The sequence below is a fragment of the Woeseia oceani genome (genome assembly GCF_001677435.1).
Taxonomy (GTDB): Bacteria; Pseudomonadota; Gammaproteobacteria; order Steroidobacterales; family Woeseiaceae; genus Woeseia; species Woeseia oceani.
This window is the reverse complement of the sequence record NZ_CP016268.1, coordinates 1,705,668-1,724,911: the sequence shown is the minus strand read 5'-3', so window position 1 is coordinate 1,724,911 and position 19,244 is coordinate 1,705,668. Positions and strand designations below refer to the sequence as shown.

Annotated in this window: 19 protein-coding genes; 4 read left to right on the top strand and 15 right to left on the bottom strand. The window is 56.6% G+C overall.

The annotated features are described in order from the left end of the window. Positions 1-7: 7 nt before the first annotated feature. From rnhB to rpsB, 14 genes are all read right to left on the bottom strand, one after another. Positions 8-595: a ribonuclease HII gene (gene rnhB, locus BA177_RS07620; RefSeq protein WP_068614997.1), complete on the bottom strand. Its 588-nt coding sequence runs from the start codon at positions 593-595 to the stop codon at positions 8-10. Beyond that, positions 592-1,743 (bottom strand): lipid-A-disaccharide synthase, encoded by a 1,152-nt coding sequence (lpxB, locus tag BA177_RS07615; protein ID WP_197493382.1) that lies wholly within the window; start codon positions 1,741-1,743, stop codon positions 592-594. Before lpxB ends, rnhB begins: the two co-directional genes overlap by 4 nt. Before the next feature lie 10 nt (positions 1,744-1,753). Beyond that, on the bottom strand, positions 1,754-2,524 hold the full coding sequence (lpxA, locus tag BA177_RS07610; RefSeq protein WP_068614994.1) for an acyl-ACP--UDP-N-acetylglucosamine O-acyltransferase: 771 nt from the start codon (positions 2,522-2,524) through the stop codon (positions 1,754-1,756). Next, positions 2,521-2,970: a 3-hydroxyacyl-ACP dehydratase FabZ gene (gene fabZ, locus BA177_RS07605; protein ID WP_068614991.1), complete on the bottom strand. Its 450-nt coding sequence runs from the start codon at positions 2,968-2,970 to the stop codon at positions 2,521-2,523. Before fabZ ends, lpxA begins: the two co-directional genes overlap by 4 nt. Further along, on the bottom strand, positions 2,963-3,988 hold the full coding sequence (gene lpxD, locus BA177_RS07600; protein WP_408068428.1) for a UDP-3-O-(3-hydroxymyristoyl)glucosamine N-acyltransferase: 1,026 nt from the start codon (positions 3,986-3,988) through the stop codon (positions 2,963-2,965). The genes fabZ and lpxD overlap by 8 nt, the downstream gene beginning before the upstream one ends. 57 nt (positions 3,989-4,045) lie before the next feature. Further along, positions 4,046-4,579: an OmpH family outer membrane protein gene (locus BA177_RS07595; protein WP_068614988.1), complete on the bottom strand. Its 534-nt coding sequence runs from the start codon at positions 4,577-4,579 to the stop codon at positions 4,046-4,048. Between the two features lie 42 nt (positions 4,580-4,621). Beyond that, the gene (gene bamA, locus BA177_RS07590; RefSeq protein ID WP_197493381.1) at positions 4,622-7,039 is read right to left on the bottom strand and encodes an outer membrane protein assembly factor BamA; all 2,418 of its coding nucleotides are present in this window, start codon (positions 7,037-7,039) and stop codon (positions 4,622-4,624) included. Positions 7,040-7,074: 35 nt separating this feature from the next. After that, a complete protein-coding gene (rseP, locus tag BA177_RS07585; protein ID WP_068614985.1) occupies positions 7,075-8,427 on the bottom strand; it encodes an RIP metalloprotease RseP in 1,353 nt (450 codons plus the stop codon). 145 nt (positions 8,428-8,572) lie between these two features. Beyond that, positions 8,573-9,364, bottom strand: a complete 792-nt coding sequence (locus tag BA177_RS07580) for a phosphatidate cytidylyltransferase (RefSeq protein WP_068614983.1) — start codon at positions 9,362-9,364, stop codon at positions 8,573-8,575. A 1-nt stretch (position 9,365) separates the two neighbouring features. Then, positions 9,366-10,136 carry an isoprenyl transferase gene (locus BA177_RS07575; RefSeq protein ID WP_231892504.1) on the bottom strand — a complete coding sequence of 257 codons (771 nt, stop codon included), beginning with the start codon at positions 10,134-10,136 and terminating at the stop codon, positions 9,366-9,368. Between the two features lie 5 nt (positions 10,137-10,141). Beyond that, positions 10,142-10,699, bottom strand: coding sequence for a ribosome recycling factor (gene frr, locus BA177_RS07570; protein WP_068614980.1), 558 nt, complete (start codon positions 10,697-10,699; stop codon positions 10,142-10,144). Between the two features lie 39 nt (positions 10,700-10,738). After that, the gene (gene pyrH / locus BA177_RS07565; RefSeq protein WP_068614975.1) at positions 10,739-11,461 is read right to left on the bottom strand and encodes a UMP kinase; all 723 of its coding nucleotides are present in this window, start codon (positions 11,459-11,461) and stop codon (positions 10,739-10,741) included. Positions 11,462-11,553: 92 nt separating this feature from the next. Then, a complete protein-coding gene (gene tsf / locus BA177_RS07560; protein ID WP_068614973.1) occupies positions 11,554-12,435 on the bottom strand; it encodes a translation elongation factor Ts in 882 nt (293 codons plus the stop codon). 56 nt (positions 12,436-12,491) lie between these two features. Then, complete coding sequence (gene rpsB / locus BA177_RS07555) at positions 12,492-13,421, bottom strand: 30S ribosomal protein S2 (protein WP_068614970.1); 930 nt, start codon at positions 13,419-13,421, stop codon at positions 12,492-12,494. A gap of 265 nt (positions 13,422-13,686) precedes the next feature. Here rpsB and map point away from each other — a divergent pair, with 265 nt between their 5' ends. From map to BA177_RS07535, 4 genes are read left to right on the top strand one after another with little or no spacing between them, the layout of a single operon-like run. Next, on the top strand, positions 13,687-14,451 hold the full coding sequence (gene map / locus BA177_RS07550; RefSeq protein ID WP_068614967.1) for a type I methionyl aminopeptidase: 765 nt from the start codon (positions 13,687-13,689) through the stop codon (positions 14,449-14,451). Continuing rightward, the gene (gene glnD / locus BA177_RS07545) at positions 14,448-17,105 is read left to right on the top strand and encodes a [protein-PII] uridylyltransferase (protein WP_197493380.1); all 2,658 of its coding nucleotides are present in this window, start codon (positions 14,448-14,450) and stop codon (positions 17,103-17,105) included. Before map ends, glnD begins: the two co-directional genes overlap by 4 nt. 13 nt (positions 17,106-17,118) lie before the next feature. Then, positions 17,119-17,949, top strand: coding sequence for a 2,3,4,5-tetrahydropyridine-2,6-dicarboxylate N-succinyltransferase (gene dapD, locus BA177_RS07540; protein ID WP_068614964.1), 831 nt, complete (start codon positions 17,119-17,121; stop codon positions 17,947-17,949). Positions 17,950-17,960: 11 nt separating this feature from the next. Then, complete coding sequence (locus tag BA177_RS07535) at positions 17,961-18,323, top strand: Spx/MgsR family RNA polymerase-binding regulatory protein (RefSeq protein ID WP_068619062.1); 363 nt, start codon at positions 17,961-17,963, stop codon at positions 18,321-18,323. Here the strand turns inward: BA177_RS07535 and pstB are convergent. Next, entirely contained in the window at positions 18,320-19,240 is a 921-nt protein-coding gene (gene pstB / locus BA177_RS07530; protein WP_408068427.1) for a phosphate ABC transporter ATP-binding protein PstB, read from the bottom strand. The two genes, BA177_RS07535 and pstB, sit on opposite strands and share 4 nt — an antisense overlap. Positions 19,241-19,244: the final 4 nt, after the last annotated feature.

Sequence of the window (19,244 nt, the reverse complement as noted above, 5' to 3'; positions counted from 1 at the left end):
GGAATGCTTACAACATCTCCGACAATGGCCGGAAACTGCGCCGATGTTGCGGGCATGGACCAAACTCCACGAGACTGGCTCGGTGCTCACGCGTGCCGTAGCCCTTGTGTCGTGAGAAACCGTACTGCGGGAACGCGCTGTCAAGCTGGCACATCATCCGGTCGCGCTCGACCTTCGCGAGGACCGACGCTGCACTGATCGCTGCTACCGTCGCATCGCCGCCAATGATGGCCAGCCCCTGAATCTGCTTCCCATTGAAATTCAGGTTCGGCAAGTGCTTGCCATCCACTTCGACCGTATCCGGCATGATGCGCAGACCGAATACGGCTCTGCGCATCGCAAGAAAGGTCGCCTGAAATATGTTCAGACGGTCGATCTCGGCGGCATCGGCACGCGCAATCGCCCAAGCCACAGCGCACTGCTTGATGGCCGGCGCCAGTTCTTCCCGCCGCCGCGCTGTCAGCTTTTTCGAATCCGTTAGTCCGTCGATATCATAATCGGGCGGCAGTATTACCGCCGCGGCAACAACAGGACCTGCTAGCGGGCCACGGCCGGCTTCGTCTATTCCCGCGACGAGCAACGCGCGCTTGCTCATGCAGTTGCGGCGCTTTGTTTGGCAAGCGTCAATACTGCTTCCGCAGCCTGTTCACTCGCACCGCAGGCCAACTGGTCACGCAAACCGGCAAATACCTGCTGAATGCGCACGCGTTCAGCATCATTATCGAGCAACGACGACACCGCATCGCCCAGTGCCTGCGGTGTCGCGCCACCCTGCAGGAATTCGGGCACCAACGGCTCATCCGTCAAGTGATTTGGCAGCGTAAAATACTTCACCTTCACGAGCCGCAGGACTTTCGCCAGAAAATAGCTCAATGGAGCAAGTCGATAAGCAGCTATTGTCGGGCGACAAAGCAGCGCTGACTCCAGCGCCGCCGTGCCAGATGCCAGCAACACCACATCACCGGCAATGATCGCCGATTCTGACCCCTGGTCCAGCAGAGTGAAATGCGCATTCAGGCCCATGGCAGTCAACTGCTCAGTGAACATGGCGCGGGTTGCCTCACTGGCCATTGGCGTAACGAACGCAATATCGTCATAACGTGCCAGCAAGCGCTGACAGGCCTGCAAGAACACAGGTCCGAGCCGGGTAACTTCCGACATGCGGCTTCCCGGCATGATGGTGACGACTCGCGTTGCCCGTATGCCCAGTTCCTGTCGCACAGCTTTAGCATCGGTTTCACGCGGCAAACGATCGGCCAGTGGATGCCCCACAAAGGTCGCCGCAATTCCATGCTGCGCATAGAAATCGGGTTCGAACGGTAAGACGCAAAGCACATTATTCGTTGCCCGACCTATCTTGTGCACCCTGCGTTGTCGCCAGGCCCAAACCGACGGGCTGACGTAGTGCACCGTGGGCACGCCAAGATCCTTGAGTTGCTTCTCGAGTCCCAGGTTGAAATCCGGCGCATCAATGCCTACGAAAACATCCGGGGGATTGGCGGTCCAGTGGCGAACCAAATTTCGACGCAGTCGCAACAATCGGGGGATGTGACGGATCGGTTCGATCAAGCCCATTACCGCGAGCGCGTCCGATTCCCCGAACGCGTTGCAACCCGCCATCTGCATTGCGGTGCCGGCAACCCCCTCACACTGAATGTCCGGCACGTGTTGACGCAAAGCCTCAATCAGCCCGGCGCCTAGAAGATCGCCTGATGCTTCGCCGGCTACGAGTCCAATGCGCAAACTCTTGGCCCTAGCGGACGATGCCGCGATCCGACTTCTGCAGCGAATCGAGCAAGACGACGATTTCTGGCTGCCCTTCTGCAAGCTTCTCAATTTCGGCAATCGCATCAACAAGCTTCAAACCCTGACGGTAGAGCAGCCGGTAAGCCTTTTTGATGTTGCTGATTTGCGCGGAGGAAAACCCACGTCGACGCAATCCTTCGCTGTTGATGCCACGCGGTAGCGCTGGTTGGCCGGAAATCATGGTGTACGCCGGTACATCGCGGTTGGCTCCGCTGTACATGCCCAGGAAGGCGTGGGCGCCCACTCGGCAAAACTGATGGATGCCAGAAAAGCCACCCATGATCACCCAGTCGCCAACGTGCACATGTCCGGCCAGCGTTGCATTGTTGGCAAATATTGTATGGCTGCCTACCCGGCAATCGTGCGCAATGTGCACATAAGCCATGATCCAGTTATCGTCGCCAATACTGGTCACACCCTCGTCTTGCACTGTGCCGCGACTAATCGTGCAAAACTCGCGAATCGTGTTGCCGTTGCCAATTTCCAGGCGAGTCTCCTCGCCGGCGTATTTTTTGTCCTGCGGATCATCGCCAATGGAAGCAAATTGATAAATACGGTTATTGCTGCCGATCCGGGTTGGGCCATTGACAACGACGTGACTGCCTATCCGGCAACCCGCGCCAATTTCGACCTGGTCACCGATGATCGAGTAAGGACCGACCTGCACATCGTCAGCGATGAGCGCATTTGCGGAGATGATGGCAGTCGGATGAATCATTTGCCGGGCGCGCACAGTATTTTGGCGCTGACGGCAATCTGCCCGTCAACTGTCGCCGTGCAATCGTAGCGCCACATGCCACGTCGTACCTTGTCCGTACGGACAACGAACTCCAGTTGATCGCCAGGTACAACCGGGCGGCGAAAGCGAGCGTCATCGACACTGGCCAGAAAATACAGTGGTCGCGGGCTCAGGCCGGCATCCGACAAGTGCGACAACACACCGCCCGCCTGCGCCATCGCTTCGATTATCAATACCCCGGGCATAACCGGGTTGCCAGGAAAATGCCCCTGGAAGAACGGCTCGTTGATGCTTACGTTCTTGATTGCAGTAATCGATTCGCCCGGAGTACAGGCCACAATGCGATCGATTAACAGGAACGGGTAACGGTGCGGCAAGTATTTCATGATACCTGCCGCTTCCAGAACCGCTGCGTCATTACTCATTGTCGGATTTCCCTTTTTCGAGTTGCCTGACGCGTTTCGTCAGCTCACCGAGGCGGCGGAATCTTGCCACCTGACGTTTCCAGTCGCCGTCAGGTTCAGCCGGGAAGCTGGCGACGTAAACGCCGGGGGACGTTATGTCCTTGGTGACCATCGTAGCACCCCCGATAACGACATCGTCGCACAACGTAATGTGACCCACGAGGCCGGCCATACCTGCCAGCATGCAGCGCTTGCCTATAACCGAACTGCCAGCAATGCCGACCATGGCCGCGAGCGCCGTGTGTTCGCCGATCCGAACGTTGTGCCCGATCTGAATCTGATTATCCAGGCGCACGCCATCGGCAATAACGGTATTTTCGATGGAGCCCCTGTCGATGGTCGTGTTTGCGCCAATCTCCACATCGTCGCCGATAACAACGCTGCCAACCTGCGGCACTTTGACCCAACCGTCCCGGCTCATCGCATTACCGAAACCGTCTGCCCCGATAACCGCACCCGGGTGCACAATACAGCGCGCGCCAATTTGTACGCCGTGCATAATCGTGGAGTTAGGCAGCAGACGCGTGTCGTCACCGAGATGTACGCCAGCCTCAACGACGCAACCGGCGCCGACGTAGACACGTTCGCCAAGTACACAGTTCGCCGCTATACAGGTATTTGGCCCAATGTGAGTACCTGCACCGATGACAGCAGAGTCATCCACAATTGCGCTGGCATGCACTGCTTCCGGGTAGGCTGGCAGCGGGTGCAGGACTGCCGCAATACGGGCGTAGCACAGATACGGGTCGTCGGTGAGCAGCGCGTTGCCGGCGAATTCAGTAGCGTCATCACGGCGCACAATGACTGCCGTAGCACGCGTAGTCGCAAGCACGCTGCGATAAACCTGGTTGGCGAGAAAACTGATACTTCCCGCCGTAGCATCCGACAATGTCGCTACCCGATCGACAGTCGCAGCAGGATCACCTTTCAACTCGCAACCGAATTGTGCCGCCAGTTCTCCGAGGCTGACTGCCAACACTATCTCCCGCCGTAAACCGCGCCAGCCACGCTGGCCCGGTTTACGTATTGTCCGTCCCTAATTGGCAGCTTGATAGTTCGCTTCAACCGCACGCAAAACCATCTCGGTGATATTGACTGCATTGCTGGCAAAAAGTACGCCGTCACCCACGACCAGATCAAACCCGGACGCTTGTGCGTAGTCCTGTACTTCTTTCAACAACGAGCGCTGCAAATTTCCCAGTTCCTCGTTGCGGCGCAGGTTAACGTCTTCACGGTATTCGTTTTGCAGCCGAACTACTTCACGCTGCAAATCACGCAGGTCTTTCTCCGCGTTGCGACGCTCAGACTCGCCCATTACAGCTACGTCACGCTGCACTTTCTCGGTGAGGTCCTGGTATTCCTTCTGCTTGGCGAGAATCTCACGCTGGCGCGGTGCAAACTCTTCTTCCAAAGCATCCATTGCCGCTTTCGTCTGAGGTGCACGATCCATTAGCAGCGGCACATTGACGAAGCCAATTTTCTGTTCCTGTGACTGTGCCGGGACGACGACGACACACAGCAGCGCACAAACAGCCAGCGCTTTGGTGAAATGTTGCTTTAAAAAACTCATATATCAATCCATTCCGTAAGACATTCAAAAAAATCAGCAGGCCTAAAATGCCTGGCCAATGGAGAACTGAAACCGCTCGATTTCGTCTCCGAAAAATCGGTCATTGCCAGCCGTTTCATTCAGTGGCAACGCGTAGCTGAAGCGGAAAAAGCCCAGTGGTGCCAACCATTCCACGGCTACGCCGACCGAGGTCTTTAATTCATCAAAATCAGGTTCGTAACTAACAGGCGACCCCAAACGATCCGTGAAAGCGACCTCGCCAGTATTGAATACATTGCCGATATCGTAGAAGAAGCTGGCCCTGGTCTTGCCACTCCACTTTTCCGGGAGGGGAATTATAAGCTCAAGTTGATTCGCAACCAACACGTTACCGCCGTAAGGGTTGCCAAAACTGTCGCGCGGCCCCATCCACGACTCTTTATAGCCTCGAATCGACTCCGGACCACCGCCATAGAACTGCTTGAACGGCGGCAGTGCCGTTGTTGAATTCAGGGCTTCGCCGTAGCCGAGCTCCGAGTTAAAGCGCATAGTCCAGCGCCCGAACAGCGGTATGTACTTGGTAAAATTGTAACGTGCCGTGAAATACTCGACCTCACTGCCCGGGACCGCCATACCCAGAACCAATTGATGGCGGCTACCGCGATTAGCGAACAGACTGCGGTTCCTGCTATCAAAAGTCCAGCCCGCTATCAGCTCCAGAGTATCGAAGCTGGTGCCGAAGAAGTTAATGCCGGTGCCGGTATCGCCGTAAAAGGTATCACCGTTGTTCAATACCCAGTCCTGTGCCTGCTGGGTACTTGACGATGACGACAACAATTCCGCGTGCTGATAATTGAAGCCGAAGCTAAGCGACTGGAATTCGGTTATGGGATAACCATAGTCCAGCGTCAAACCCGAACTGGTGGTCGAGAAGTCCGACGAACCGGAGGTAAATTGCGTGATATCGCGGTAATTGACACCAACCGTGCGTCGGTAACCATTGCGCCCTCGGTACGGGTCCGTATGCGACAGGCTGTACAACTTTGAGTAACGACCCGAATTGAGCTGCAGCGCCACCCGGTCACCGGAGCCGAGGAAATTAGTGTGCACAACGCTGCCGTTGAGAATCAGCTTTTGCGACTCCGAATAGCCAACACCGCCGCTGAACTGACCCGGCATGCGGTATTCGAGGTCGAAATTCACATCAACCAGGTCGGGGCTGCCCGGCACCGGAGAATTGTCGACTTCAACGTTCTCGATATACGGCAAACGTTGCAGGCGAACCTTGGACCGATCGATCAGCCGGTTTGACAAATACGCGCCTTCCGCCTGGCGCATTTCCCGTCGCAACACTTCATCATCAACTTCGTCGATACCGTTGAAGTTGATGCGCCGAACGTAGACCCGGCTGAACGGATTAATAAAGAAGGTAACGGACACTTCTTTGTTCTCGTTGTCGAGTTCCGGTACAGGTTCGATTTCGGCGTTCGCATAACCTTCCTCACCCAATCGGAAGGACATCAGCTCGCTGGATTGCGTCAGCAATCGCAGATTGAAAATCGAGCCCGGTTGCGCCAGCACAAATGCCCGCAATTGCTCTTCCGGAACCACCATGTCACCAACCAGTTTGACGTTGGAGATCGTGTACCGTTCGCCTTCGTGGATATTCAACGTAACGTAGATATCCTTGCGGTTGGGAGAGATGGCGACCTGGGTCGACTCAACCCGAAAATCGGCGAATCCACGGTCCATGTAAAAAGAGCGCAGTATCTCAAGATCGCCTTCGAGCGATTCTTTGGCATAGCGATCATCCTGACGCAGCCAGGATAACCAGTTGGCGGTGTCGAGCGTAAAGCCTGCCCGGACTTCTTCCTCGGTGAAATTCTCATTGCCGACGATATTCACTTGCCGGATTCGCGCGCGATCCCCCTCTTTCACCGTCACTTTGATGCGGACGGTGTTGTTCGGCCGGTCTTCCACTTCCGAGTCGACGACCACGGCATATTTGCCACGATCGTAATACTGTTCACGCAAGAACAACTGCACATTGTCGAGAACTGATCGGTCGAAGGTACGGCCTCGTGCCAGACCTACGCCGCGCAGGGAGTCCATCAAGTCTTCCGTCTTGATGTCCTTGTTTCCTTCAATCGTGAAATCTTCGATCGACGGACGCTCGCGAACGGCGATAACCAGCGTTGTACCGTCGCGGCGCATTTCGATATCGTCAAACAACTCTTGCTCGTACAACGTGCGAATCGCTTCCTGTATTCGCAGATCATCAACTGTGTCACCGACGTTGATCGGCAAGTAGTTGAAGACCGTGCCCTCAGCAATGCGTTGCAGGCCCTCCACCCGCATATCACCTACTTTGAACTCTGCCGCCTGCACCGACATGGACCACGACCCAAGCATTAGCATCAGGAAACCAATGAAGGTGGTCGCTGTGTGGCGGCGAGCATGTGATCGTGCAATTGAATTCATAAACGGGTTCCGGGCTTGTCTTGGCAGGACAAACTTCATCCTATAAGTCGGGCAATGTCATTGTAAAAAGCAAAGGTCATCAACAACAGCAGGGCAAAAATGCCTGCCTGTTGACTCAGCAACTGGGAGCGCTCTGACAATGGACTGCCTTTCAGGCCTTCTATTGTCTGGAATACAATCTGGCCGCCGTCCAGTACGGGTACCGGCAACAAATTAAGCACACCTAGACTGATACTGACCAGAGCCAGGAAGCGCAGAAACGAGTTTAAACCGGCTTGAGCGGAATCGCCCGCGTATTGTGCAATATTGATGGGGCCGCTGATGTTCTTGACCGATACATCACCGGTAAACATGCGGCCCAGCATTCTTACCGTGAAAGCCGTTGACGCCCAGGTCTGGGCAGTAGCCTCTGATACGGCGGTCAATGCATCGTATTTGCGTATGTACCAGTGATCACCTGCGCCGCTATCAATGCCAACACCCAGCAGACCACGTGCTACGCCGTTTTCGTCGACACTGCCAAGAGTAACTTCAACTGATCGTTGTTCTCCGCCACGCAGATAAACGACGGGCACGGTTGCACCGGGTCGGGCCGCAACTACCGTCTGTAAATCCGCGAAGGTGGCAACGGATTGATTGTCGATGCCGGTAATCCGGTCACCGGGCAGTAATCCCGCCGCACGTGCAGCGCCATCATCGCTAACCGAACCGATAATTGCCGGCGGCTGCCAGGGCAGGAATCCGAGGCCCTCGAACAGCGTACCGGGCTCGGTGAGATGACTGCGGTTCTCGCCAACGATCAGTGTAGCCGAACGTTGCCATCCGTCGTCACCTTCCAGTTCCAGTTCAACCTGCCCATCGCTGACCAGACGATCGAGTACGGTAACCAGAACCGCCTCCCAATCCGCTGCCTCGCGGCCATCGACTGCGAGTATGCGATCGCCGTAACGCAGCCCGGCCTCGCTCGCGTAGGAGGCCGGCGTCACTTCACCGACCGCCGGGCGCACTGTCGGTACACCGTTAATGAAGAGAGCCCAGTACGCCAATATGGCAAACAGGAAATTGAACGCGGGCCCTGCCAGCAACACCGCTATCCGGGCTGGCACCGGCTTATGGGTGAATGCCCGCCCCTGATCACTGGGGTCAACCGGGCCTTCCCTCTCGTCCAGGAACTTGACGTAACCGCCTAGAGGTATCGCCGACAGGCAATACTCAGTGTTGTCCTTGCCAGCCACCTTGGTCAGCAATGGTTTACCAAAGCCGATGGAGTAGCGCAGCACCTTCATTCCACACCAGCGGCCAACAATGTAGTGACCGAACTCGTGCACAGCCACCAGCACGCTGATAGCAACAATGAAAGCTGCCAGACTCGTCAGAGCCTCGATCATGGGCGAAGCCCTCCAGGTCTTGCATTCGGGACCGACCGCTGTTTTGCCAATCGGCCGGTTATTGCCTGCATATGACTGAGAATCGCATCCGCAGTTCCCGCCCAGCCTGCCGCTGGCAACATGAATACCAACTGAACAACCTTCATTACAAACCTGCCCAATGCGTACCCAGCGCAAATAACGGCGCTGCGGCAGCAACACTGTCGATACGGTCGAGGAGCCCACCGTGCCCGGGGAAAATCCGTCCGCTGTCTTTAATGCCCGCAGAGCGCTTGAACAGGCTGACCGTGAGGTCACCGACCACCGAAACCAATCCGATCGCCATACAGAACGGCAGCATCATCGCCAGAGGGCGGTCGAAATAAGAGGCACCAAAGGCGCCCAGCAACGTAACCAGCAGCAAGCCGCCGACCACGCCCTCCCAGGTCTTGCCCGGACTGATGTGCGGCGCCAGCTTGACGTTGCCGAACCGCTTGCCGGCGAAATACGCACCGACGTCGGCCGCCCAGACGATGACAAGCATGAACAGCAATAACGCTGACGAATGGCGATAAACCAGATCCAGTGCCAGCCAGGCGGGCAGCAAAACTGCAAAGCCCGCAATCCAGGCCAACACTTTCGGCACGGGCGTCGGGTACAGAAGGATCCAGACAAAGGCTGCGAACCACCAGACAACGGCGATCACGAAGACCGCATTGACTGTCACCAGCCCGTACAACAATTGAAACTGCAATACCGCCAGCGAACCCGCGACTATGGATACAAACAGCAAGCGCTGAGCGGGTCGCGAAAGACCTACAAACGGTGCCCATTCCCACGCACCGACCAAAATAACGGCCGCGATAACCGAGCGGGCGATCGTCGCCGGCAACACGAACAGCACGACGAACAGCAACAACACTGCAAGTACCGCTGTGAAGATTCGCTGCTTCAACATATTAAACCGCTGCGACCTGCTCGCCCGTGCAGCCGTATCGCCGTTGCCGTTGCGCAAAATGGGCAAGCGCCTCATCAAAACGAACGGCATCAAAATCCGGCCAGTAACAGTCACAGAAAAACAATTCAGCGTAAGCAAGGTTCCAGAGCAGGAAATTGCTGATGCGCTGTTCGCCGCCGGTTCTGATCAATAAATCGGGATCTGGCACGCCGGCCAGGGCCAATGAATTCGCAAAATGCTCTTCGGTTATCGCGTCACTGTCCAGCGTGCCGGCGGCGACTTTTGCTGCCAGCCGACGAGTGGCATTGACGATATCCCAGCGGCCGCCGTACGCAACAGCGACGATCAGGGTCAAACCATCGTTATCGCGGGTTTGCTGTTCAGCGGCTTCAATCTTGGTGCGCAGCGGGGCGGCCAGACCATCACGCTCACCAACGAACCGAACGCAAATATTATTGCGATGCAAGTCATCGACTTCGCGCTGCAAGGCTTCGAGGAAAAGGTTCATCAACGTGCTGACCTCTTCCCGCGGGCGCCGCCAGTTCTCGCTGCTGAACGCGAACAGCGTAAGGTAGCTAATGCCCCTTTCAGCGGCAGCTTCAACCAATGCGCGCACTGCCTTGACGCCAGAGCGGTGTCCCAGCGTACGGGGCTTCGAACGCGCTTTCGCCCAGCGGCCGTTGCCGTCCATGATCACGGCAACGTGCTGCGGCAGAACATTCTCCGCAGCCTCACTCCCTTTCGACGATGCTTGCTCGATAGCCACAGTCACCGCGATCAGATTTCCATCAAGTCTTTTTCTTTCTCGGCAAGAACCTCGTCCACGCGGGCGATGTACTTGTCCGTAATGCCCTGAATCTCATCCTGAGCACGGCGTTCGTCGTCCTCACTAATCAGCTTTTCTTTTTGCAGGTCTTTGATGTCGCCGAGCACATCGCGGCGAATATTGCGAATGGCAACCCGGCCGCCCTCGGCCTCCTGGCGGACCACCCGGATCATGTCCTTGCGGCGTTCTTCCGTCAGCGCCGGCAATGGCACGCGTATAACGGTGCCGGCAGACATCGGGTTCAGACCCAGATTGGAGTTCATGATCGCTTTCTCGATCGCCTGCACCATGGGCTTCTCCCATGGCGTAACGGTCAGCGTGCGCGAATCTTCGACGTTGATGTTAGCGACCTGGCTTAGCGGCACTTCGCTGCCGTAGTACTCAACGGTAATGTGGTCGAGGAGACTGGTATGCGCCCGCCCGGTTCGGAGCTTGGTCAATTCCTGCTTCAGCGCGTGCACACTTTTATCCATGCGCTCTGCAGCGTCTTTTTTCAGGTCGTTAATCACGTTTCGGCCCTTGTCAGTCTGTGCAAATTTACTACGCAATCATGCTGTGACGAGCGTACCAACCTCTTTGTCGGTCATGGCCCGAACCAGCGCATTGTCTTCATTCATGCTGAACACACGCAGCGGCAGGTTGTTATCACGACACATCACAACCGCAGTCGCATCCATAACCTGCAGTTTGTCTATCAGTACTTTGTCGAACGAGACAGTATCAAACAATGACGCATTCGCGTTGGTCTTCGGGTCCATGTCGTAGACACCGCCTACCATGGTTGCTTTCATGAGCACGTCGGCGCCGATCTCAATGGCGCGCAGACTTGCCGCCGTATCGGTGGTAAAAAACGGATTGCCCGTGCCGGCCGCCAGAATGACAACCCGGCCCTTTTCAAGGTGCCGAATCGCGCGTCGCCGGATGTAGTCCTCGCAAACTTCGTGAATCTTCAGCGCGGACATAACCCGGGCGTAGACGTTCATTTGTTCGAGCGCATCCTGAATCGCCAGTGAATTCATGACCGTGGCCAGCATGCCCATGTGATCACCGGTGACCCGGTCCATGCCGGCACCGGCAAGGCCGGCACCGCGAAAGATATTGCCGCCGCCTATAACGAGTGCGACTTCGATGCCCAGCTTTTGCACCTCGGCGATCTCGTGGGCAATGCGCTTGATCACCTTGGGCTCGATGCCGTAGTCCAGATCGCCCATCAACGCTTCGCCACTCAGCTTCAGCATAACGCGACGGTAAAGCACTGGACTATCGCTCATTTTCTTGCCTTTTCAATATTTTACAAAACTATCCAAGAATCAATATTACGCCGCATCCGTAGCCGAACGCGGCGTAACAGTCACACCAGCAATCAGGCGCTGGCGTTGTCCTTGATTTGCTTCATCACTTCTTCAGCGAAGTTTTCCTGCTTCTTCTCAATACCTTCGCCCACTTCGAAACGAACCATGGCCGTCACTTTGGCATCCGCCTTGCTCAGCAGCTTGCCAACAGTGATGTCCGGGTCCTTCACGAACGGCTGGCCAACGAGCGTGATTTCCTTGAGGAACTTCGCGATCCGACCGGTCACCATTTTTTCAACGATGTCTGCCGGCTTGCCGGACTCGGCAGCCTGCTCGGTGAAAATACGCCGCTCGCTTTCCAGCAATTCGGCCGGGACTCCGTCTTCATCTATGCAGGTCGGCTTGGTCGCCGCAACGTGCATGGCGATATCGCGCGCCAGTTCGGCGTCACCACCTTCCAGAGCAACAACAGCGCCGATCCGTGCGCCATGGGTATAGCAGCCAATCGCACCGGCCGACTCAACCTCAACCAGACGCCGAACAGCAATGTTCTCGCCCACTTTGGCAACCAGTTCCGTGCGCGCTGTTTCCACCGTGCGACCGTCAGCCAGCGTGGCCGAATTAAGCTCCGCCACATCAGCTATGCCGCTGCTGAGCGCGGTCTGCGCTACAGCCACTGCGAAGGCGGTGAAGTTTTCGTCTTTTGCCACGAAATCCGTTTCGGAATTGACTTCCAGCAACAGTGCCTTGTTACCTTCTTCGGCGATTTCAATGCGCCCTTCTGCCGCGATTCGACCCGACTTTTTGACAGCCTTGGCCTGGCCGGACATGCGCAGGCTCTCAATCGCCTCATCAATATTGCCACCGGTCTCTACCAGGGCCTTCTTGCATTCCATCATGCCGGCGCCAGTACGCTCGCGCAGCTCTTTTACCATCGATGCACTTATCGACATCACTAAACCTCTATCTCTGTTCTGTATCGCGAAAACGGCCGCAAGCGGCCGTCCGCCTATTCAGCCGGCTTGGCCGGCTCTGCGTCTTTCGCTGCTTCAGTCTTGTCAGCAACAACTTCCTTGGCAGGCTCGGCATCCGCCGCTTCTGCGTCTGCCGCCGGTGCCGCTTTCTTCGCCGCCGTTTTCTTGGCTACTTTGGCTCGGGCTGGCGCTTTGCGGGCCGCCTTCTTCTTGCTGGATTTCTTCGGCTTGCCATCTTCATCAAGCTCAACGAAATCATCGTCACCCAGCGCTACCTCCGGCAGTGATGACTTGCCATCAAGGGCCGCATCAGCAATCAGAGTGGCATACAGGCTGATGGCACGCATGGCGTCATCGTTGCCCGGGATAACGTAATCGACCGCATCCGGTGAACAATTCGTATCGACGACAGCCACAACCGGGATACCCAGTTTGCGGGCTTCACGAACCGCAATGTCTTCGTGATCAACGTCAACAACGAACAGGGCATCCGGCAAGGAGTTCATTTCCTTGATGCCGCCCAGCGAGCGGTCGAGCTTTTCCTGCTCACGAGACAGACCCAGAATTTCCTTCTTGGTCAGCCCGTCGTAGGCGCCATCGGCAGCCATCTGCTCAAGCACTTTCAGGCGCTTTACAGAATTGCGAATGGTTTTGAAGTTGGTGAGCATGCCGCCGAGCCAGCGGTAGCTGACGAATGGCATTTCACAACGAGCGGCCTGTTCGCGAATCGCCTCGCGGCCGGCACGTTTGGTGCCTACAAACAGGATCTTGCCGCCGTCCGCCGCCAATGACTTGACGAAAGCATAAGCCTCGCGCGCCAGAGGCAAGCTCTTCTCGAGATTGATGATATGAATCTTGTTACGTTCGCCAAAGATGTAGGGTGCCATCTTTGGGTTCCAGTAACGGGTCTGATGACCAAAATGCACGCCAGCCTCTAGCATCTGGCGCATAGTTACGTCTGCCATGTGATTTCTCCGGGTTTGGCCTCCGTACATCCCATCCCGCAACCCCTTTTCAGGTGGGGCACCCAGCGCGATGTGTCGATGTACGTGTGGATTAATTGCCTCAAGGGCGCGCGCTTTATACCATACCCCGCTACTCTCAACAACGCAGTTTCCCAAGGAAAATTAGGGGTCGAACTGCCGATTTCCACGAATCAGCGCTGGCAGCCTGCTCAGGTTGCCGGCGAGACGTGGGAAAAGGTGTTTCCACCCGGCTATTTGCAGACTTATGACAGTAACTATCAAGACAGCTGAAGAGCAGGACAAGATGCGCATTGCCGGGCGCTTGGCGGCCGATGTCCTCGACATGATTGGTCCCCACGTGGTGCCAGGCGTCACAACCGGTGAGCTCGACGCCATTTGCCACCGCTACATTACGGAAACCCAGCAGGCCATACCGGCGCCGCTGAATTACCGCGGATTTCCGAAATCGATCTGCACCTCGGTCAATCACGTGGTGTGCCACGGTATTCCCGGCGACCGGGTACTGAAGGCCGGCGATGCCATCAATATCGACATCACGGTGATCAAGGACGGTTTCCACGGAGATACCAGCCGCATGTTTTTTGTCGGCAAGCCCAGCGTACAGGCGGAGCGGCTGGCCAAGGTCGCCTTCGACGCCATGTGGCTCGGTATTGCAGAACTGGCGCCCGGCAAGCACCTGGGCGATATCGGCGCCGCCATCCAGGGCTACGTCGAGGACAAACGGTTTTCCGTCGTACGTGAATACTGTGGCCACGGCATCGGCCGGGTCTTTCACGAAGATCCGCAGGTGTTGCACTACGGCCAACGCGGTACCGGCCTGACGCTGCAGGCCGGCATGACCATGACCGTGGAGCCTATGGTTAACGCCGGCAAACGTCACGTTCGCCTGCTACCGGACGGCTGGACCGTGGTCACGAAAGACCACAAGCTGTCGGCACAATGGGAACACACGGTACTCATTACCGAGGATGGCTACGAGGTCCTGACGCTGGGCGCGGCGGACCGGTGAGCACGCTGCAGGACGCGACGCAAGACAGACTGCCAGAGCTGCTGCTGGCGGCCCTCGCTGATTGCGGCAACGTGGCGGCTGCCCGGGCAGCCATGCGCGAGGCTGACGCGGCCCTCGCCGACCGCTTTCGTGAAGGCGCGGACATTACGGAGCTCGTGCACCTGCGCGCCACCCTCGTAGACAAGTTACTGGGCTGGCTGTGGGACCGCCATGGCCCGCTAAATGGAATCGGCATCGCGCTGGTTGCGGTCGGTGGCTACGGGCGCGGCGAGCTGCACCCTTGTTCCGATATCGACATCATGTTGCTGACTTCCAGTTCCCCGGACGAGTCTCAGCAACAATTGATCGCCGCGCTGGTGACCGAGTTGTGGGACCTCGGCTTCGATCTCGGCCACAGCGTGCGCACGGTAGAGCAATGCCGTGACGAAGCCCGCGCGGATCTGACCGTCGCGACCACACTGATGGAAGCCAGACTCCTGCGCGGTCCGGAAAATCTGTTCGCCGAGATGGTCAGCGCGGTGGCCGCACCTGACATTTGGCCGTCTGACCGCTTTTTCGAGGCCAAAGTTGAAGAGCAGCGCGCCCGTCATCACCGTTACGACGACACCGCTTACAAGCTCGAACCGAACGTCAAAGGCAGCCCGGGCGGACTCCGCGACATTCAAATGATCGGCTGGGTGGCAAAACGTCACTTCGGTGCCGCAACACTCGATGAACTGATCGCGCACCACTTTCTGTCACAAGGACAATTGCGACGACTGCGCGAAGGTCAGGCGTATTTGTGGCGGGTGCGATTCGCCCTGCACATTCTGACCGGCCGCCGTGAAGACCGCCTGCTGTTCGATCACCAAACCAACCTCGCCGAACTGCTCGGTTATGAAGATGCCGCGTACACGCTTGCCGTAGAGCAGATGATGCAGCGGTACTACCGCACGGTCATGGATCTAAGCCGTTTGAACGAAATGCTGCTGCAGTTGTTCGAGGAGGCCATACTCCTTGACCCCGACGCGACACCGGAACCATTAAACGAACGATTCCAGGTCAAGAACGATTACCTGCAAACCGCGAATGACCAGGTCTTCTCGCGCGACCCGTCCGCCCTGCTGGAAGTGTTTCTGATCTTGCAACAACGGCCGGAAATTCGCGGTGTGAGTGCATGGACAGTCGGCCTGATCAAACGACACTTGTACCTGATCGATGAATCGTTTCGCCAGGACCCGCGCAATCACCGCTTGTTCCTGCAAATACTGCGCGCCGAGGAAGGCGTTACTCACCAGCTGCGACGCATGAACCTGTACGGCGTCCTGGGACTCTATATTCCGGCATTCGGTCGCATAGTTGGGCGCATGCAGTACGACCTTTTTCATGCCTACACGGTCGATGAACACACCTTGTTTGTGGTCAGCAATCTACGGCGTTTCGCACTTAATCGATTCGATCACGAATTTCCGCATTGCAGCCAGATCATGCAATCGCTCGACAAAGCCGAGATCGTGTATCTCGCCGGCCTCTTTCACGATATCGCGAAAGGCCGCGGCGGCGATCACTCGGAGCTCGGTGCAACGGACGCACAAGCCTTTTGCCTCGAACACGGCATGAGCGAATATGACGCGAAGACTGTAGCGTGGTTGGTGCGGCATCACTTGTTGCTGTCAATGACGGCCCAGAAAAAAGACATCGGCGACCCGGACGTCATCAACGAATTCGCCGGTCTGGTTGGCGACAAGATGCGGCTCAACTATCTCTACCTGTTAACCATCGCGGACGTACGTGGCACCAACCCGAAGCTGTGGAATTCGTGGAAAGCCACCCTGTTTCGCGACCTCTACAATCTCACGGTACGCGCCCTGCGCAATGGTCTTGAGAACCCGGTCGATCGCGCGGAGTTGATCCAGGACAAGCAAGAAACCGCAATGCAATCATTGCTTGACGACGGTGTGTCTGAATCGAGCATCAGTGAGGCGTGGTCATTGTTAACGGATGATTATTATCTTCGCTATCGAGGCGCGGAGATCGCCTGGCATACCCAGGTAATGCTGCGTTCAGATCTGAACTCGCCGAAGGGGTTCTTTGACGTACGGCGCCAGACCAGTGGTGACGGCCTCGAAGCGGTGTTGTATACGCCGCGAACGAAACGTACTTTCGCGCAAACCACGTCGTTGCTCGCCGAACTTGGTATGACTATCGTCGATGCGCGCATCGTGCCGCTCAAGAACGGCTACAGCATGGATACATTCGTGTTCATGGAACTCGACATGCGCAATGACGTGGACGAAGCGCGCCTGGAACGAATACGCAATGCCATCCGGCAGGTCATGAACACGACTGACGATTCCGCCAAACCGGTAACGCGCCCGCCGCCGCGCCAGGTGCGGATGTTCTCAACAGAAATCGCAATTCATTTCGACGAAGATATCGCCAGCCGCCGAACCATCCTGGAGATTATTGCTGGTGACCGGCCCGGCTTGCTCAGTACAATCGGCCAGGCTTTTATCGAATACGGCATCAATATCGATACCGCAAAAATACTGACTATCGGCGAACGCGCTGAAGACGTCTTCTACATCATGGATGAGAATGGCAAACCATTGTCGCAGAAAACCTGCGATGCTCTGGGCGATCACCTGATAGAAAAACTCAAACGACAATCCTGAACATGGAAGTAGCATGACCGAAAAGACCCTGATAGACCTCATCAACACCGGCTTTGAACAACGCGACGAAGCGGGTTTTGACACGCCCGAACTGCGCGCCGCCGTGGGCGATGCACTTGCCATGCTCGACAACGGCGCAGCGCGCGTGGCCGAAAAGCGCGATGGGCAGTGGCAAGTTAACGATTGGCTGAAAAAAGCCGTGTTACTCAGCTTTCGATTCAACGAAAACCGGGTCATGCCCACCAGCCTTGGCAATTATTACGACAAGGTCGGACTCAAGTACGACAATTTCAGTGAAGAGCAATTTCGCGAGGCCGGTGTTCGTGTGGTGCCGAATGCCACCGTTCGACACGGTGCCCACATCGCACGCGATGTCGTGCTGATGCCCAGCTACGTCAATATTGGCGCATACGTCGACAGTGGCACTATGGTGGATACGTGGGCTACTGTTGGCAGTTGTGCGCAAATTGGCAAACACGTGCACCTTTCCGGCGGCGTTGGTATCGGTGGCGTACTGGAACCGCTACAAGCGACACCAACCATAATTGAGGACAACTGCTTTATCGGTGCTCGTTCCGAAGTGGTCGAAGGCGTTATCGTGGAAGAAGGCTCAGTCATATCCATGGGCGTATTCCTCGGACAAAGCACCCGCATTTACAATCGGCAAACGGGCACTGTCAGTTACGGCAGAGTACCCGCCGGTTCTGTCGTCGTGCCGGGCAACCTGCCTGCAGCGGACGGCTCACATTCGTTATACTGCGCCGTCATCGTCAAGCAGGTTGACGCCAAGACACGTGCTCGCACAGGCCTGAACGAGTTACTCAGATTAGCCAGCCAGGAATGACCGGACAAGACATGAAAGTACTCAAGTTATTCGGAATCACGAGTTGCGATTCGTGCAAATCAGCACAACGATGGCTCGAAGAACATGACATCGAATACCAGTTCCACGATCTGCGTCAGGACGGACTCGAGGTACAAATGCTCGAACGCTGGAGCGATAACCTTGGCTGGGAAAAATTGCTGAACAAGCGCAGTTTGACCTGGCGACGAATCCCGGAAATGGACCGGGAAAACCTGACCAAGGCGCGGGCAATTGCCCTGATGCTCGAGAACTCCACGCTGGTCAAACGACCGGTGCTTGAGCGTGGCAAATTCACAGGTGTCGGCTTTTCAGCCGACGGCTATGCCCGCGTGTTCAAGAAGGACGGTCGCTAGCCGAAGCGGCCCGTAATGTAGTCTTCGGTCAGCTTGTGGCGCGGATTGGTGAAAACCCGGTCCGTCTCGTCCACTTCCACGAGCCGACCCAGATGAAAATACGCGACACGTTGCGAAACCCGCGCCGCTTGTTGCATCGAATGCGTAACGATGACGATGGCATAGTTTTGCGACAACTCATCGATCAGGTCCTCAATACGGGCTGTCGCGATAGGATCAAGCGCTGAACAGGGCTCGTCCATCAGGATGACTTCCGGGTTAACCGCAATGGTGCGCGCGATACACAATCGCTGTTGCTGACCGCCGGACAAACTGGTTCCCGGCTCATCAATTCTGTCGCGCACTTCCTTTAACAATCCCGCTCGTTCCAGACTGCCGTGGACGATGTCATCCAGTTCCGCACGACTCGCAGCCAGCCCGTGAATTCGCGGACCGTAGGCAACATTGTCGTAAATGCTCTTCGGGAACGGGTTCGGCTTCTGAAAAACCATGCCTACGCGTGCGCGCAACGCTACCGGATCAATATCTTTACTGTAGATGTCCTGACCGTCCAGTAGAATCTGGCCGGTCACACGCGCTGACTCGATCGTATCATTCATGCGATTAAGACAACGAAGGAAGGTGGATTTGCCACACCCTGAAGGCCCAATCAGCGCGATAACCTCGTTACGACCAATCTCCAGCGTGACGCCCTGAATCGCATGGATGTCGCCGTACCAGACGTTAACGTCCCGTGCGGACATGTTCGAGTCCGCACTTTCAACTGTGCCGACAGTCGCGGCATCCGGCGCGGCGAACCGCTCTTTGGCATAAGCCGCGTCGTCTGTTTCCGCCGCTGCTGAACTGTTGTTCGCGTCCTGATCCTTTACGGGCAAATCGTCCACCTGTCGGTCGTCATCAAACTGAACTCTCTTCACTGCG